This window comes from Nocardia sp. NPDC004654 (genome assembly GCF_040609595.1).
Lineage (GTDB): Bacteria > Actinomycetota > Actinomycetes > Mycobacteriales > Mycobacteriaceae > Nocardia.
The window spans coordinates 45,728-62,126 of record NZ_JBEXKI010000009.1 but is presented as its reverse complement, the minus strand read 5'-3'; the positions used below and the strand labels follow the sequence as shown (position 1 = coordinate 62,126).

Here is a 16,399-nt window from a genome sequence, read left to right as displayed (position 1 = left end):
GCGAGTCTCATGACCGAGTCCACCCTGTCTCGTCGGCGCATGCTCGGTGGCGTCGCCGCGGGCACCCTTGGTGTCGCCGCGCTCGGGGCCGCGCCGGAATTCTCCACCGCGCGTGCGCAAGCCGCACCCATCCGCAGGCAGCCCGCCCCGAGCGGCACCTACCGCATCGACCTGCACGCGCATTTCCTGCCGCCGGACTACCGCGCGGCGCTGCTCGCGCACGGCCACTTCACCATCGGCGGCTACCCGACGCCCACATGGTCACCGGAGGACGCCCTCGCCTTCATGGACTACTACGGCATTCAGGCGCAGGCACTTTCGGTCTCCGATCCCGGTGTGTCGTTCCTGCACGGCAAGGAGGCCAACGATCTGGCCCGCTACTGCAACGATTACGCCGCCCAGTTGATCAAGACCCACCGCACCCGCTTCGGCGCGTTCGCGGTACTGCCGATGCCGGACATCGCCGCGTCCATCGAGGAGGCGATCTACGCGCTGGAGACCCTGCGCCTCGACGGTGTGGTGCTGCTCTCGGCCTATGACGGCGTCTACCTCGGCGACCCACGCTACGAACCGCTGATGATCGCGTTGAACCAGCGCCGCGCGTTCGTCTTCGTGCATCCCGCGGCCATCCTCGCCGACGCGAAACCCGAACTCCCCCTCCCTGATTTCATGGAAGAGTTCACCTTCGACACCACGCGCGCCGCGACCATGATGATGGTCACCGGCATGACCCAGCGCTACCCGGACATCCGGTTCCAGCTCTCGCACGCGGGCGGCACCCTGCCGTTCCTGTCGCACCGCATCGGCGTGGCGTCGCAGACGGTACTCGGTGACCTGTGGCCGCAGGACCTGCCCAAGCCCTCCATCCTCGACATCCAGAACCTGATCTCGCGCTTCTACTACGACACCGCGCTGAGCGGCTACCCCGCCGCGATGGCCAGCGTTCTCACCGTCACCACTCGCGACCACATCGTCTTCGGCTCCGACTGGCCCTTCAGCGCCGCCACCCTCCCCCAAACCGGCGACCACGACCCCGCTCCCGGCCTCAGCAACATCTTCGACGCCGACCAACGCATGGAAATCGAACGCCACAACCCCCTCCGCCAACTCCCTCGCCTCGCCGAAGCGGTGAACACGTAAGCCGCTGAGCACTATTAGAGCTCATCCCACATTTCCCACTCTTCGACGTCGGCGGAGTTTCCACTGGGAAGCCGCCACCACCAGTGACTTTCGGGCAGTCCGGTTGGAATTTCTTCTTCTGCCAAAGGTTCGATATCCGGGGCAACCTCACGAAGCGTCTGGTCGATCTCGGCAAGATCTTCCCTGTTGTCTTCGCTGAGCCGGTTTGCCACGCCCGGGTATTGGTCGCACAGCAACTGGAGCGCCGATCGCCGCAGGCTGGGTTCGAACCAACCGCCGCTGCGTGCGCGGAACGTTTCCGTGAGGGTTTCGCCGATGTAGAGCGAGAGCGCGGGCTGGTCCTCTTGGAGCAGTGCTGCTACTGCGATTTCGAAATCGGCCAATTCTTGCGGCGTAGGCGCATCGTCACCACAGAGCCCCGCGTGCACGCCGACCAGCGCGGCCATCGTGTCCGCAAATCCTGCGGTCCGGCGTATGGCATTCGCAGCGCCAGAGGCCGAGTGCTCCAGGTCACGACGGAGGCCAGCCAGCACGTTGACCATGCATTGCTGGGACGAAGGAAAATTGATGATCACAGTCTACTTCCTGCTCTTCGCTCGACCATAGGTCGCCAGTATTGCCCTGCCATTGGCGTCGACATTAACTATAGCTTGGACGACGCGGTCGTTTCCGTCGCTATCCACAAAAGTGCGCTGGAAAATCAGCGTACGGCTGCCATTGCTCTGGACGTACAGGTTGCCGAGCGTACCTTCCCGCACCGTCTTTGCCGCGCTGTCGAAGTATTCGTCGAGAATCGACACACCGAGGGCATCTTCCGGCGGTATCTCTTTGTAGTGTTTGTAAGGATGATATGCTGCGGTTGCCGGTCTACCGAAACCGATGTACTCTAGTTGCCGGACCGCTTTCTCCAAAGCCGCGCCGTCTAGCGTTGGCGAAAGAAAAGCGGGCTGTCGAACACCCGACTCGACGTATGCAATGTCGCGAGCGAGATCGGCGGATATCAATGAGTCGTCCATATTCTCGACAGCCACCGCATCTAGAGACCTATTTGGATAAGAGGCGGCATTTTCCTGCGCCTCTTTTTTTACGATATGGAAGCGCGCAGAGTAGTATTCGAACAGGTCTGCGAACTCACGCGGATTACGGTATCCCCCGTTTTCCAATGCGAACCTGAACGCCCTGGAATCCAGAACTGGCGCGATCTTCGAACCGAACCGCGTGTCTTGCATCACCTTCGCGAGGCGCAGTCGACCCGGATGAGTGGGCCACGCTGTGCCGTAGATATCGTCCACCTCCATACCTGCATTTCGGAGGCGCCTGTCCGCCGCCGCCAACTGACGCATCTGCACCTCGTTGAGCGGAAGAGGGTCGCCGGTAAATGAGCTAGCTTTGGGCAACTCGAACGAATTGGCAGTCGGCCGGAACTGAGGTAGGCGAGTTGGTGCCATCGACTGTCCAAGCGGCGCCCGGGGCGCACCCATGCCAGGCAGGACATTCCCTGATGGAAAGTCGAATGTTCTCGGATTCTCTCGATACCACGGAAAATCTAGGACTGCTCCAATTTCGCCTTCTAGAGTAGCCTCACCAACCGTCTGAGTTGAGTTGTTGGGGGGGCCGAGCGGATTTCCGCGATGCGCGGAAAACGGACCGAGCAAGTAGTCTCGAACGGCCCGTTCGCCCGCCGCAATTGCTTCTTCGCGGGTAGCGCCTTGGGCGGCTGCCCTTTGGACTGCCTGACGTCCCGCCGCTGCTGCGCCGACGCGCTCGATGGCACTTGCGGCAGGAAATGCGAGCGACGCCACTACGACTGCTGAGAATGCGACTTCGAGCGGATGATGCTGGGGACGGGTCTGAAAATCGGGAGTATATAAAGTGCCATCCGGCCCCGGCTTGGTGTGTAAGCCTTCCATGATGTTGTCGAATTGCAGCCCGTTGTAGGCTGTATCCAATAGAACAACGCCTGCCCGGCCGACCGGCACCACTGTCAAGTCGGCCGCGCTGTCGATCGCATCCGTGAAGCGTTGCTGATCTTCCAAAGATCCAGCCCGTTTAGTCGGATTCATGGGATCAAATGCGGCGCGAGTTTCAGGGTAAGGGTTCAGCCCCGACGCGAGGTCACCTACCCAACCGATGACCGATGTACCGGTGTCGATGACAGCCCGGCTGGTCGCCGATTCGTCTCTTGGCGGAGCGGTCGGACCTATTCCATCGCGGCCCGCGCGAACCGACGAAGCCTGATCGAACGTTGTGCCGACGCCCTCGAAGGGTGACGTGACGAAATCGATCGCGCCGCGCCCGAGGCTAGTCGCTGCGCCCCAGACCTTGCCTACCAGGCTGGGTTCGGTGTTTTCCTCCGCTGCGGCAGCATCATGTGCGGGCGCTTCCATACCGGCACGGCTCAGGATGTCGATCAGGCTACCTTCGGGTGCCAGCTCACCCTGCTGCAGACCTGAGGGAACGGTCGAGCCCGGTGCCAAAATACTCAATGGGTCGACGCTCGGATCATGTGCTGGCATTTGCATTTCTCCGGCGGGCGTTAGACCTAGAACTACTTGGCCGATTACAGTTCGGCTAACGGCCACTGCGTCCTCGGGCTGCGGGCTTTCATGAGGCAGGGATCTGACTACTTGGGGCGTCGGCGTGGCTGTGGCAGCGCCGTCGAGGTTGTATATCTGTTGGAGAACACGGTTATTCGTAATAGGCCCGAGTTGTTGTTGGACATCCCGGCCGCCACCGTCAACAGGCAGGTTCGTTGCGGGCAGGACAGTCCCGCCGGACAGGTCGCGCGGAGGGTTGGCCGATGCTGAAGGTGTAGCTGACGGTAGGCCAACGGGAGCAGAGGCCGGTGGCAGGGAAACGGGCACCTGCGAAGTGGGTGGTATAACCAGCTCTGGCTCTTGTGGCGGCGCGCCCTTGCGCTTCTCTTCCTCCGCTTGGAGTTTGTTCTGGCGTGCACGTTCCTTCGGATGTACTTCGGGTGGTAGTCGAGGATCGAGGGGACTATCAATGAACCGGATCGACGGTTGGTTGGTGGAGGTCGGTGGCACCGACGTGGCCTCGATACCGACAGCGCGGTTCGACGGGACGGATGTGGCGAGGGTGCGCCGCGCTGCCTCGATCATCGAATTCCGCGCTTCTATGCGCTCGACCATCTGCGCGGACGTTCTCGGCGTCATTCCGTGGTAGTTGTAAATCCTCGTATCGGCACTCGGAAGCCGGTCTTCTTCACGCGGTCTCGCGGTATCGGGACCAAGGCTGACTGATCTGAACCATTCTGCTCGCTCCGCGACCCAGGAATAGTCGGGAAGTTCGGGGCCTAACATGATTGGACCTCTCGATATAGCGGACAGCGCCGCAAGACGTCTGGCCGATTGGCCGGGGCGTAGTTTCAAGCCGCCTCGTCAAAAGAGCGGGAGCGCGGAATCCAGTCCCGGCGCTGCTGTCGTTCGTTTTGAGCGTTTTGCGACGGAAGTCTGTCCGCAGGAAGGCAGGTGTCATCCGCGTCCGAGGTCTGGCCGTGGCTCGGGTTCGCCGTTCCGGTCGAACTGGAAGCTAATGCACGGAACAGTGCGAACGTAGGGTGGGGTTAGCTGCCGAGCAGCTCCGATTGGCGGGAACCCCCACTGAAAATGTCCCCTCTTCGGGGCAAGGCACAGCTGTGCCGCTGAGATATCTTCACCTACGCGTCGCGGCCGTGTCAACAATCGGGTGATCGACAGAGGGCCACCGTCACCACCGTTGTGCGGCGCAGAGTGTGCAGTTCGTGCGCGGCGAGGTGGCAGGACGCGGTCAGCACGGTGCGTGAACGGTGTTTGCACCAACGCACGGCGGGCGTTCATACGGGGGGGCGAGACTGTATTTGCGGGGTTTGGGTCTGTGGTTGCTTCGGTGTCGCGGAGAAAGCGGACCGGCCGCGTTCAGCGGCGATCCACGGGGCGGCGACGGATCGGTCGATTGGCCACCGCTCCGACGCTGAGTCCTTCGCCGCACTGAAGCTGGTGATCGCGTTGGACGCGGCGGCGGAACGGGTCTCGTGGACTTCACCGTCGTCGAAGACGCGCAGCAGAACGTCGTGCATGTCGTAACCCGTACGGTCGGTCTCGGGGGATGATCGAGCCGAGTTCCCAATCGGCGACGGTGATCTCGGGCTTCCGGCAGGGACCGATGGTCGGCGCTTGCTCCAGGCTGTGCATCGCCTTCGTTTACGTTGCGGATCGAATCCAGCGGCGGAAAGGGCGGCGGTGGTGGGGGCGGGGGCGGGCGGCCCAGCGGGGGTTGTCTTCGTCGCGGCGGTAGGCGGCGACCTGGCCCGCCACCGAGAAGCGCAGGCGGCGCGCTTCGCCGAGTACTTCGCCGTCGGCCGCCACCGCTTCCGGTTCGCGCACCTGCACGATCAGCTCGGGCACTTGCAGTTCGTTGTAGACCTTGCTGCGGCCGATGGCGGCCAGCAGCAGGGCCAGCACCGCGCGGGTGCGGGAGAACCGTAGGTCGGCGCGCAGCCAGCGGACGTCGAGCATGCCGTCGTCGAGCCGGGCGCGGAAGGCGGGCACCGCGCCGTGCGGGTGATAGGCGCCGTTGCCGATGAACAGGAACCACACGTCGTGCCAGGTCTCGTTCAGGCGGATCCGGACCGGCTGCGCGTCCCGCAGGACGACCACGAGGGCGGCCGCGAAGGCGGGCCATTTGCCCCACCTCGGCTGCCATTTGTCGCGCAGCCGAACGAGATCCGGGTACGCGCCCAAGCTGGCGGTGTTGATCAGATAGTGGGTGCGCGCGCCGTCCTCGGTGTCGAGTTCCACGCTCGCGATGTCGACCGCGACCGCCTCGCCCGCGCCGGTGGCGTCGACCACCTCGCGCAGGTCGTAGACGCCGAGATCGCGCGCGAAATGGTTCAGGGTTCCGGTGGGAACGACGACCAGCGGCAATTCGTGGCGCAACGCCACGGCCGCCGCCGCGCCGATCGTCCCGTCACCGCCCGCCGCGCCCACCGCGAACGCCCGCTCGGTGCGCGCCGCCAGCGCCTCCTCCAGCTGCTCGACGCAATCGCGGCCGGGCTCGGTGCGCAGCACGGTGGCCGCGGGCAGCGCGGCGGCGATGTCGTCGGTCGGGTCGTAGCCGGGAGCGCCGGACACCGGATTCACCAGCAGGACAAGGCCTTTGCCCTCGACAAGCATCGGCACCTCACGCACCGCGCGCGCCGCGGCCTCGTCGGATTCACGGACCGGCCACCAGCGGCGCGAGGCCATCGCGACACCGGCCCCGACGGCCGCGCCGACGACCACGTCGGAGGTCCAGTGCACTCCGGTGTGCACCCGGGAGTACGCGACCGTGGCGGCCACCGGCGCCACCACCACCGCGGTGCGCGGACTCTCCAGCGCCACCGCCGTGGCGAACGCGATGGCGCTCGCGCTGTGCCCGGAGGGGAACGACGAGGAGGTCGGCACCCGGACCAGGCGCCGATGCGGCGGCAGCAGTTGCGCGGCCGGTCTGCGGCGCGCGATCAGCGATTTGAGTATCAGGTTGACGGTCAGGCTGGCCCCGGCCACCGAGACGACGCCGCGCAGCGCCGCCCGGCGCGTCGCACCCTGGCGGGTGGCCAGCACCGCCGCGAGGACCGTCCACAGCACGCCATGGTCCGCCGCCCGGGTCAACCGCACCATGCCGCGATCGACCGCCGTCGTCGGAATCCGTGCCACCGCACCGGTAACCGCCCGATCCATCTGCTCCACCCGGCGAAACGTCCGGCCCAACCACGCGCTCACCCCGTCGAAAGTACAGCCCCCGCAACGCGCCGCGCAGCACACCGTGCGCACGCTCGGCCGAGGCCACGAGAATTCGACGAAAAGACCTCGCGCGCCGCCTTCCAGACCGCCGCCCGCCTGACCGAGAACCAGCGGGAGCGAAGCTTGTTGCCACGCAAGGCGTCCGCGGGGGATGGCGGCCCGTTTCACCTACTGCTCGCCGGGTACGCGCCAGAAGGACGGAGGTTGGTGTGATGGCGGAAGCGACGACGGCGCGGCGGGTGCGAGCGCGCGCCCATATCGGCGGGCCACTGGCGCTGCCGTGGCGATCGTGGTGGGGCGTGTTGCGTCGTACCGTTACGGAGTTCCGGTCGGACAATCTGACGGACTGGGCCGCCGCGCTGACCTATTACAGCGTGATATCGCTGTTTCCTGGCGTCATCGTGCTCTCCTCGCTGCTGAGCCTGGCCGGACCCGATGCCACCCGTTCGCTGATCGACACCATCGACGACATCGGACCGGGTGGTGGCAACACGGTCGTGGTGCAGGCCGTCGAGGAGCTACAGCGGTCGCGTTCACTGGCCGGGCCGCTGGCGATCATCGGTGTGGCGACGGCGCTCTGGACGGCGTCCGGATATCTCGGCGCGTTCGTGCGCGCCGCCAACGCGGTCTACGACACCGAGGAGGGGCGGCCGCTCTGGAAGACATTGCCGCTGCGCCTCGGACTCACGGCCGTGACCGTGCTGCTCGTCGCACTGTGCGCGATCGGCGTCCTGGTGAGCGGCCGCATCGCCGACACCGTCGGCCAGTGGCTCGGGCTCGGGTCGGCCGGGGTGACGGTGTGGAGCATCGTGAAATGGCCGGTGCTGGCGGTGCTGGCCAGTCTGGTGTTCGCCCTGCTGTACTGGGCCGCGCCCAATGCTCGTCAGCTCGGCTTCCGCTGGCTCACGCCGGGCAGCCTGCTCGCGGTGGTGCTGTGGATCGTGGCGTCGGCCGGATTCGCCTTCTATGCGACCAATTTCGGCTCTTACAACAAGGTGTACGGCTCGTTGGCCGGGGCGATCGTCTTCCTGGTGTGGTTGTGGCTGTCTAACGTCGCGATCTTGCTCGGGGCGGAGTTCGACGCCGAGCTCGCGCGCGGGCGCCGCATCGAAGAGGGACAGCCCGCCGACAGCGAACCCATCCTGCCGCCGCGGGACGAACCCGATCGGGACGAGGACTAGCGCTCGCCGAGCGTCTCGATCCGGCTACGGGAGCGCAAGACCCCAATGTTGGTGTCGACGAAACTCCTTGCGGTAGAAGCGATCTTGCCGGGGTAGCCCTTCAGGGTGATGGCTCGTAAGAATCTCTTCGCGCTTGTAGGTGTTGTCGCGGTGGGCGTCGGCCTGTCGTTCGCGTCGGTCCGGCCGGTTTCCGCGGCGCCCGCGGCGCACGTGGTCGGCGAGGCGCCGCTCGGCGAGGCGGCGGTGCGGATGGACGTGTATTCGCCGTCCATGGACGCCGTGGTGACCAACCGCGTGATCCGCGCCGCGGGCGGCGGTCCCGCGCCTACGTTGTACCTGCTGACCGGCATCGGCGGCGGACAGGACGGCATCTCCTGGTGGGACGACACCGACGTGGTGCGCTTCTTCGCCGACAAGCACGTCAACGTGGTGATGCCGGTCGGCGGCGCGTTCAGCATGTACACCGATTGGCAGGCCGACGACCCGTCGATCGGCCGCCACCGCTGGCAGACCTACCTCACCGAGGAACTCCCCGCGGTCGTAGACGAACAGCTCGGCGCCACCGGCCGCAACGCGATCGCCGGTGTCTCCATGAGCGCGGCCTCCGCGGTCGACCTCGCCATCCAGGCGCCCGGCCTGTACAGCGCGGTCGCCGCCTACAGCGGATGCCCCTGGACGTCCGATTCGCTCGGCATCGCCTTCGTGACGGCGCAGGTGGTGCGCGGCGGGGCCAACCCGGCCAATATGTGGGGCCCGCCGGGCGGCGCGGGTTGGCGCGCGCACGACGCCTTCGCCCGCGCGGGCGCGTTGGCCGGCAAGGCCGTCTACCTGTCCGCGGGCTCCGGCGTACCGGGAGCGATCGACCGAGGATTGCCCTTCCCGCCCGTCGAGGCCATCGCGAACGCGTGCACCGCGGCGTTCGCGGGTCGGCTCGACGAGCTCGGGATTTCCGCGGTGCACGTCGAACGGCCGACCGGGTCGCACACCTGGGGGCTGTTCGAGCAGGATCTGCACGAGTCGTGGCCGCATCTGGCCGGTGCGATCGGCGCGTGAGCCGGGTCCGGCTACTGCCGCACGCTCAGCCACCCGTCCATCAGTCCGTGGTACCGGCAATAGAACGGATGCGAGCCGATCTCGGCGGGCGCGGGAAAGGTGACGGACCGCCCCGGATCGATGTCGTGGTCGAACAGTCCGGGCCGCTTGCTGGTGATGCTGTGTTCCACCAGATCGTTGTTCACCACCGTGATGTCCGCGTTGGGGGTGATCGGCGGCGTCCGCGGGTAGGCCAGATCCTGGATCGTGATGGTGACGGCGGGAATCGGCGGCGGGCCGGGCGGTGGACTGGATGCGGCGGGATCCTCTTCGGAAGAATCGCCGCCGCACGCCGCGGCCAGCGAGATCAGCGCCAGCACCGCGGCCAACCGGGTCGGGCGACCGACCCGGCGGACCGCTTTCATGGCTGTTCGCCGCGACCGCTGCGGCTGCCGACGTACGCGAGTTCACGCACCCGCCCGATCACCTCGGGCAGGATCCGGACCTCGTCGGGATGGTTGGTCATCGGGTCGAAGAAGTCGGTGCGGTAGTCGCCGGGGTCGGCCGGATGCAGCGTGACCTCGGCGAGCCTGCGCTCCGGCTTGCCCATCTCGCTCGCCGAGAGGACGAAGGTGGCGGGCTCCCCGCGCAGGTGGTCGGCCAGGGCGTCGAGCGACGGGGTCTCCGGCTGGTCGTCGTCGGGTTCGGCGAAGATCCAGGTCGCCGCGGAGTCGCCGAGCCGGTAGGGCATCAGGCAGCCGTACCTGGCCGTGCGCCAGCTGCGTGCCGGGGTGATCACGAAGCGGCTCAGCGAACCGGTGCCGGTGGTCGCCAGCGCGAAGTCCCACGGGTGGTCGTCGCGATCGAGTACCCGCAACGCGAGGCCGAGCACGTCCGGCAGCCCGGCCGGGGTGCCGATGCCCTTGGACAACCTCGCGAGCACCGCCCGCTCCCCCTCCCCGAACAAGTACTCGTACTCGGGTTCGGCGTGCAGTCGCCCGGACAGGCGCAGTCCGTTCGGATGGAAGACCCGAGCATGGCGCAACTTCGCCACTCCGGAGAAAACACCGCGCACGGCATCCGCTGCGAGATCGGTCATCGCGACTCCTTCGATCGGGGCGGTCGACATCCACCGACTGCCCCGCCGCGCGGACAATAAACCGGGCCGCGATGTGGCAGGAGCGCTCTCGTGGGTACTCCAAAGGCGATGACAATCACATCCCAGTACCGCAAGGCGGTGAACACGATGACATCGACCCGAGCACTCCGACCGACCATCGAGACGGTCAGCGTGCGGGTACCTGCCCGGCCCATCGGATTGACGATGCTGCGCACGACCGTGGAATCCACCGCGGTGGTCGCTTACGCCGACGCCGACGGCGCGGCCGAGCTAGGGCTGATCGTCGAGGAGGTAGCGCGCAAGCTCGTCGACTCCGCCACCGACGACTCGACGCTCGACTGCACCCTCTCCTGTGCCGGCGACATGACGCGGGTGCGGCTGTCCGCGACCACCCGGTCGGAACTGCACCGCGAGCCCTACGCCGTCGGCTGGCAGATCGTCGACGCGCTCACCAAGGACACCCGGGTCACCCGCTCCCACTTCGACCGCGCCAGGCACGGCTACCCGACCGAGGTCGACTTCGATTGGCAGCCGGGAGTTTCCGCCGCCTGACCGTGGCCGCCCGCGCACGGACGGCCACGGTGCGCCTCGATCTCAGGCCGGAGTGTGCTGCTCGTGCGTGAACGGCTTGCTGCCTTCCACCGCGGGGCTTCCTTCCGGATTCGTCTCCGCGCCGTGGTTCTCCCGCTCGCTGGTGCCGAGCCACTCGGAGGCCGGGTTCTCGATATAGCGCCACTCCATGCCCTCCGGCCACGGTCCCTGTCCCTCGTTCCACGGGCCGCGGGCGCTCGCCGAACCGTTGGACATGTTGAAGGCCACGTTCTGGAAGCGGTCGTCGCCGGGTAGTGCGCCGGGAGGGAAGTTGACCGGGAGCTCGTTCAGCGCCGCGGTGAACTGCTGGAAATGCGCGACCTCGCGACTCATCAGGAACGACAGCGTGTCCTGGACACCCGGGTCGTCGGTGAACTGCTTGAGGTACTCGTAGACGATCTTGGCTCGCGATTCCGCCGCGAGATTGCTGCGCAGGTCGACCGATGGTTCGCCGTTGGAGTTCACGTAGGACCCCGACCACGGCACACCCGCGGAATTGCTGACGTCGGGACCGCCGCCGGACAGCGAGAAGAACAGCGGATCGGCCGCGACCTGATGCACAGCCTGCTCGCGCCCGTCGGAGGTGGCGATCACCGGCATCCAGTCGCAGCGTTCGTTGGCCTGCTTCAGATCGTCGTTGAGCCCGTCCAGCAGCATGGTGATCATCGAGCCGACGATCTCGAGGTGACTGAATTCCTCGGTCGCGATGTCCATGAACAGGTCGTACATCTTGGGGTGCTTCTTGCGCAGCACGAACGCCTGGCTGAAGTACTGCATCGCCGCCTTCAGCTCGCCGTTCGCCCCGCCGAACTGTTCCTGCAACAGGGTCGCGAACCGCGGGTCCGGCCGGTCCACCCGCACCTCGAACTGGAGATCTTTGTTGTGGATGAACATCTCTCTCCTCGATGGTCGTGAAGTGGCAAAACACCGATGGGTGCCGCCTACCCCCACGCCCAACCCCGAAACCAGACCTGCCGAACGCCGTCGGCGGGCCTGGCGCCCTTCTATGAGCGACGCGTGAAGTCGTCCGTCCTCACGCGTCCCCGGCGCGGTCGAGGAACCACTGCGCGAGCCAGTCGACGGCGGTTCGGCCGTCGGCGTCGATGACGTAGTGGCCGTAGCTCTGGTGCGCGCCCGAGGTGACGAAAGCGGTGGCGCTCAACGCTTCCGAGATCAGGCGCAGCACGGCGTCCGGTCCCTGGCAGCCGACCGTGCCGAGCACGTCGCGGGTGAGCCGGTGCAGTTCCGCGCCCGCCGCGCCGGTGAGGTCGTCCGCGGCCAGGGTCACGAAGCCGAACAGTGTCGGGAGCACGGCGTGCACCCGTGCCGCGAGGTCGAGCGGCGGCGCACCGGAGCGCGACGCTTGGACGACGTCCCACAGATCGTCCTGCAACAGGGTCGCCTGACCGACCAGCGCGGGCGCGTCGATCTCCGCGACCGCGCGCACCAACTGCGCCGCGAGATGAACGGCGCCGCTGTCGTCCGGGATCAGGCCGAGCAGCCGCGACACCTCGCGCAGGTCCTCGCCCACCGTCCGCAGCAGCGGCGCGAACGCCGAATTGAGTTGCGCGACAATGTCGTACAGTTCGCGCACGACGGCCGCGAAGTCGACACCGTTCGCGATCATATCGGCCAGACGGCCCAGCGCCGCGCCGACGGCGGGCAGCCGCGCCGCGAAATGGACGGCGTCGGCGGCCACCGACGCGATCCGCCCGATCAGCACCGAGGGCCACAGCTCGGCGAGCACCCGCCATGCCTCGCGCAACGCCTGCTCGGGTTCGGTGCGCACCAGCTCGAGCAGCGGCGCGGTCGCGCCGGCGACGACGGCAACGGCGTGGCCGGTCACAGCGGCGGGCTCGCGGTCGGGCTCCGCGAGTGCGTCGAGCACGGCCAGCGCGGCGCCGATATCGGATCGGGCCACCCCGTCCAGCACGGCCGCCGCCAGCCGCTCCGACGCCGAGCCATCGGCGAGTTCGTCTCGCGCCGTGGGATGTTCGTCCATCCAGCCCGCCAGTTCACGCAGCGGGCGCAGCGACGCGACCAACCCACCCGCCGCGGCCGCCAGCCGCGCGGTGGCGCGCGCCCCCGCGGCACCGTATCCACCGAGCTGGTCGATCGCGGCGGGCAGCTCCGCCAGGCGCACGTCGCCGAAGTCGGAGGCAAGCAGGCTGTTCAGCGCGGTGGTGTTCGAGTCGTCCACGGTGGTCTGGTCGGCGTCGGTCGGCTGGGCGAGCAGCCTCCCGAGAGAGGCGAGCAGCGGGTGGGTGGCCGCGTCGGTCGAGCAGTACCTGTCCTTGGTCGCGCAGATCTGGGCTGTCACCGCCGAGACCGCGCAGAACCCGCTCGGACGCGGCCCGGCGATGCCCTGCCCCGGCACGGGCGGGCCGACCAGGGTCGCGCCGCCGGTGCCCTGGCGCGGATCGGCGAGCAAGCCGACCGCGAGCACACGGTCCGCGGCGACCGGTGCGCCGGTGCAGCCGATCGCCGCGGCCACGTCACCCATCGCGTCGGCGCCCTGGCTGTATCCGGCGAGGACGAACTTCGTTGCGGGACAGTCGCGGCCGAACTCGTCGATGGCGCGCGTCGCCGCTTCGACGCCGGTCGCCTTGCTGTCGCCGTAGGGCATGCGGTCGAAGGCCGCGGCTTCGTAGGCCGGGAAGCGGAAGTCGAACGCGTCGCCGAGACCCGTCGCCAGCGCGGTGGCGAGCGGCGCGAGCATGCCCACCGGCGCGGATTCGTCCGCCCACGGATTCGTCTCCCAGGTCCCCGGCAGGAAGACCCCCGCGACCGCTGGACAACCCGCGTCCGCCTCCGCACGAGCGACGACGGGCGCGATCACGGTGACCAACGCGATCACCGCCGAGATCAGCAGGATCGGCACCCGCCCCCTGGCGGAACGGTCGGATCGATTCACCTGAGCACCTCCTGCCGCTCCGGCGCGGGCCGAGTCCCGAATATCGCCAACCCATTTCACCAGCGACGCACCGATCCCCGAGGTGAAACGCGCAAATTTCACACATTGGCCGCGAGAAACCGCCTCATCGACCAATCCGCGCGCGGGAGCTGACCGAAGTCCTTTCTATCGAATCAGACCGTGGCCGGCTCGGCGCGCGACGACGGCGGAGCATGCCCGACAGGAAGTGATACCCGATGATCCCCCCAGAACAGCCCGACGCGGACCTGCTCGAGCTGGCCTACCCCTACGCGATGCACGCCGTCACCGAGATCGAGCGCGAACTCATCGAGCGGCGACGCGCGGCCGCCGATCGGACACGCGCCGCGGAGTTCGACGCGATGGTCGGCGCGACGCGAGAAACGTTGGCCGCGTTGAGCATTCTCGATGCCCTGCCCCCGCCCGCCGGTCTGGAAGACCGGTTGATGCGTGCACTCGACGAGGCCGTATCGCGCCGACGGGCCCGGAGGCTGTCGCGCAAGAACTGGCTCGCCGCCGCGATGGCGGTGCTGATCGCCATCGCGGCGGGCGTCGTCGCCAGTCATCGCGGCCGATACCGGCGCGCGCCCCTTCCTGCGACCGATGCCTTGGCGGCCACGGTTCAGCAGGCGCGCGGTCCCGAGCAGCCGATGCCGATCGCGCGAACGAATCTTCCCTGACCCCAACGCGAGAAGGCGGGGCGGCGAGCACCCCGCCTTCCGCGACGATCAGTTCGCCGAGCCCGAAGGCTCCTGCGGCGGGTTGTTGTCGACCACAGCACCGCGGTGCTCGACGAGCACCGGATGAGTGATCTTCATCTCCGGCGGGCCCATCGTGGGCGGCGGGTTGACGTACCCCGGACCATTCGGGTTCAAGACCGGCGGCTGTTGCTGCAACTGGCCCGGAATGGTCTTGGTCGGGCAAACGAACACCAGGTCGGTCGTGGCCCGTGGCCGCGCGTACGTCACGACCGGGACCTGGCCGACCCCATCCGAGCACGTCACAACGGACTCCACCCGGTAGGTGTCGTCGGTGTCGTTGCGACAGCTGTATCCCTCGCACGAAACGCCGGGCGCGAGCTCCTGCGCGACCGCTTGCGGCGCGAGTACCCGGCCGCTGCCATGACGACGGACGCGACGCCGAGGCCGAACGTCAATCTTTGACGCATCAGTGAATCTCTCCTATCGAAGCCCCGACCTGACGGTCAATATACCGATGATCGCCGCCCGCGCCACCTGCACGCGTTTCACCAGCGGCGTTGCCCGACAAGATGTTTCGTCGATCGCGCAAGCTGTCACGGAGCGGGGGCCAGCTCGCCGAACCAGTCGAGTGTTCGCGGCAGCGCCAAGCGCACGGTCGCCGAGTGGTCGACGGGTCCGAGATCGACGACGCTCGCCCGGTCGCCCAGGTCCGCCCGGCACAGCTCGGCATTGGCGGCGGGCACGGCGCGGTCGGCCGAGGAGACGTAGAGCCGCACCGGCGCAGGCGGCGTCCAGTCGCAGACCCCGTCGCTGTCGGTCATGGCGCGCAGCGCCGCGCCAGTCGGGTCGAGCGCGAGTTCCTGGAACCGCGGCGTCAGCAGTTCGCGCGGGGTGGCGGGCAGCCCGGTGGAGACGGAGAGGATGTCGTGCCGACCGTCGAAGAGTTGCTCGACGCGCTCGGCGTAGGGCGGTTGAAACGCCTCGCTCGGATCGTCGTAGAGGTGGTAGATCCGGTTCATCGCGGTGAGCCAGTAGGCGATGTAGAGCACCGCGGCGCGCGGGGTGATCCGGCCGTCGAACGCGGCGGGCTTCTGCACCTCTCGGAGAGCGTAGGGACCGCTCACCGCCGCGACACCAGCCAGGGTGAACCCCGATTCCGGCTCGGCGGCCACCCGCTGGGCCAGGGCCATCGCGGCCTGGCCGCCCTGGGAGAACCCGGTGACCAGCAGCGTGCCGTCGAGTTCGCGGCCCTCTCGCTCGGCCACCGCGCGGGCGGCCCGCAGCAGATCCGCCGAGGCGCTCGCCTCGGTGGGCGCGTGCGCGTACGGGTGCGGACCCGGGCCCTCGCCGAGACCTAGGTAGTCCGGGGCGACCGCTGCGTAGCCCGCGGCCGCGAACAGGACGGTCCGCGCCCGATCGGTCTCGGCGTCGGCCGAGGGCGCCTCGTCCTTGCGCACGATCGTGCCGTGCGCGTAGCTGACGACCGGAAGCTTGCGCGCCTCGCCGCGGGGCAGGACGACGAGGCCGCTGGCGGTGGTGCCGTCGCCGTCGGGCCCCGAGGTGCGGTAGACGACCCGGTAGGCGTCGACGCCGTTGCGGACCGGGGTCTGAATCGCCCACTGGTTCAGGTACGCGGCGGTCTGCTCCGTCGTCGCGCCGAGCACCTGCGTCACCGAGACGACCTCACCGGGCGCGGCCGCGACGACGCCACGCTGCTCGCCGCACCCGACGAGCCCGCCGAGCAACAGCGCCAGCGCCGCCACGAGCGCCGCCGAGGATCTGATCATCCGCCTCGGCGGACCACCCGCGCACCGGAAATTCTCCTCCGTCGCCATCAACCCACACTCCCACCGTAGACCGATATCACGCCACCTACCGGCCGGAATCGGGCGCCGCACCTGTCTCAGCGTTCGCAAACC

15 protein-coding genes are annotated in these 16,399 nt (G+C 67.9%); 6 read left to right on the top strand and 9 right to left on the bottom strand.

Annotated elements, in window-relative coordinates:
* Positions 1-9 precede the first annotated feature (9 nt).
* Complete coding sequence (locus tag ABZV58_RS27940) at positions 10-1,140, top strand: amidohydrolase family protein (protein WP_355003149.1); 1,131 nt, start codon at positions 10-12, stop codon at positions 1,138-1,140.
* Positions 1,141-1,154: 14 nt separating this feature from the next.
* Here ABZV58_RS27940 and ABZV58_RS27935 read toward each other — a convergent pair whose 3' ends face one another.
* A complete protein-coding gene (locus ABZV58_RS27935; protein WP_355003148.1) occupies positions 1,155-1,715 on the bottom strand; it encodes a hypothetical protein in 561 nt (186 codons plus the stop codon).
* Positions 1,716-1,718: 3 nt separating this feature from the next.
* The gene (locus ABZV58_RS27930) at positions 1,719-3,656 is read right to left on the bottom strand and encodes a hypothetical protein (protein ID WP_355003147.1); all 1,938 of its coding nucleotides are present in this window, start codon (positions 3,654-3,656) and stop codon (positions 1,719-1,721) included.
* 490 nt (positions 3,657-4,146) lie between these two features.
* Between ABZV58_RS27930 and ABZV58_RS27925 the strand changes: the two genes are divergently transcribed.
* Positions 4,147-4,326 (top strand): hypothetical protein, encoded by a 180-nt coding sequence (locus ABZV58_RS27925; protein WP_355003146.1) that lies wholly within the window; start codon positions 4,147-4,149, stop codon positions 4,324-4,326.
* Positions 4,327-5,342: 1,016 nt separating this feature from the next.
* Here ABZV58_RS27925 and ABZV58_RS27920 read toward each other — a convergent pair.
* A complete protein-coding gene (locus tag ABZV58_RS27920; RefSeq protein ID WP_355003145.1) occupies positions 5,343-6,902 on the bottom strand; it encodes a phosphatase PAP2 family protein in 1,560 nt (519 codons plus the stop codon).
* A gap of 233 nt (positions 6,903-7,135) precedes the next feature.
* On the opposite strand from ABZV58_RS27920, the gene ABZV58_RS27915 reads away from it, so the two are divergent.
* The gene (locus ABZV58_RS27915) at positions 7,136-8,104 is read left to right on the top strand and encodes a YihY/virulence factor BrkB family protein (RefSeq protein ID WP_355003144.1); all 969 of its coding nucleotides are present in this window, start codon (positions 7,136-7,138) and stop codon (positions 8,102-8,104) included.
* Between the two features lie 150 nt (positions 8,105-8,254).
* Entirely contained in the window at positions 8,255-9,157 is a 903-nt protein-coding gene (locus tag ABZV58_RS27910) for an alpha/beta hydrolase family protein (protein WP_355003143.1), read from the top strand.
* Positions 9,158-9,168: 11 nt separating this feature from the next.
* Here ABZV58_RS27910 and ABZV58_RS27905 read toward each other — a convergent pair whose 3' ends face one another.
* Together ABZV58_RS27905 and ABZV58_RS27900 are read right to left on the bottom strand one after the other, a co-directional pair.
* Positions 9,169-9,561: a hypothetical protein gene (locus tag ABZV58_RS27905; RefSeq protein WP_355003142.1), complete on the bottom strand. Its 393-nt coding sequence runs from the start codon at positions 9,559-9,561 to the stop codon at positions 9,169-9,171.
* On the bottom strand, positions 9,558-10,235 hold the full coding sequence (locus ABZV58_RS27900; RefSeq protein ID WP_355003141.1) for a phosphodiesterase: 678 nt from the start codon (positions 10,233-10,235) through the stop codon (positions 9,558-9,560). The genes ABZV58_RS27905 and ABZV58_RS27900 overlap by 4 nt, the downstream gene beginning before the upstream one ends.
* Before the next feature lie 108 nt (positions 10,236-10,343).
* Here ABZV58_RS27900 and ABZV58_RS27895 point away from each other — a divergent pair, with 108 nt between their 5' ends.
* Positions 10,344-10,808 (top strand): hypothetical protein, encoded by a 465-nt coding sequence (locus tag ABZV58_RS27895; RefSeq protein ID WP_355003140.1) that lies wholly within the window; start codon positions 10,344-10,346, stop codon positions 10,806-10,808.
* A gap of 42 nt (positions 10,809-10,850) precedes the next feature.
* On the opposite strand, the gene ABZV58_RS27890 is transcribed toward ABZV58_RS27895, so the two are convergent.
* Together ABZV58_RS27890 and ABZV58_RS27885 are read right to left on the bottom strand one after the other, a co-directional pair.
* Positions 10,851-11,741 (bottom strand): manganese catalase family protein, encoded by an 891-nt coding sequence (locus tag ABZV58_RS27890; RefSeq protein WP_355003139.1) that lies wholly within the window; start codon positions 11,739-11,741, stop codon positions 10,851-10,853.
* Between the two features lie 139 nt (positions 11,742-11,880).
* Complete coding sequence (locus ABZV58_RS27885) at positions 11,881-13,761, bottom strand: cutinase family protein (RefSeq protein ID WP_355003138.1); 1,881 nt, start codon at positions 13,759-13,761, stop codon at positions 11,881-11,883.
* A gap of 236 nt (positions 13,762-13,997) precedes the next feature.
* Here ABZV58_RS27885 and ABZV58_RS27880 point away from each other — a divergent pair, with 236 nt between their 5' ends.
* Positions 13,998-14,459, top strand: coding sequence for a hypothetical protein (locus ABZV58_RS27880; protein WP_355003137.1), 462 nt, complete (start codon positions 13,998-14,000; stop codon positions 14,457-14,459).
* 48 nt (positions 14,460-14,507) lie between these two features.
* Here ABZV58_RS27880 and ABZV58_RS27875 read toward each other — a convergent pair whose 3' ends face one another.
* Positions 14,508-14,747 (bottom strand): hypothetical protein, encoded by a 240-nt coding sequence (locus tag ABZV58_RS27875; protein ID WP_355003136.1) that lies wholly within the window; start codon positions 14,745-14,747, stop codon positions 14,508-14,510.
* Positions 14,748-15,073: 326 nt separating this feature from the next.
* Positions 15,074-16,267 carry a hypothetical protein gene (locus ABZV58_RS27870; RefSeq protein WP_355003135.1) on the bottom strand — a complete coding sequence of 398 codons (1,194 nt, stop codon included), beginning with the start codon at positions 16,265-16,267 and terminating at the stop codon, positions 15,074-15,076.
* Positions 16,268-16,399: the final 132 nt, after the last annotated feature.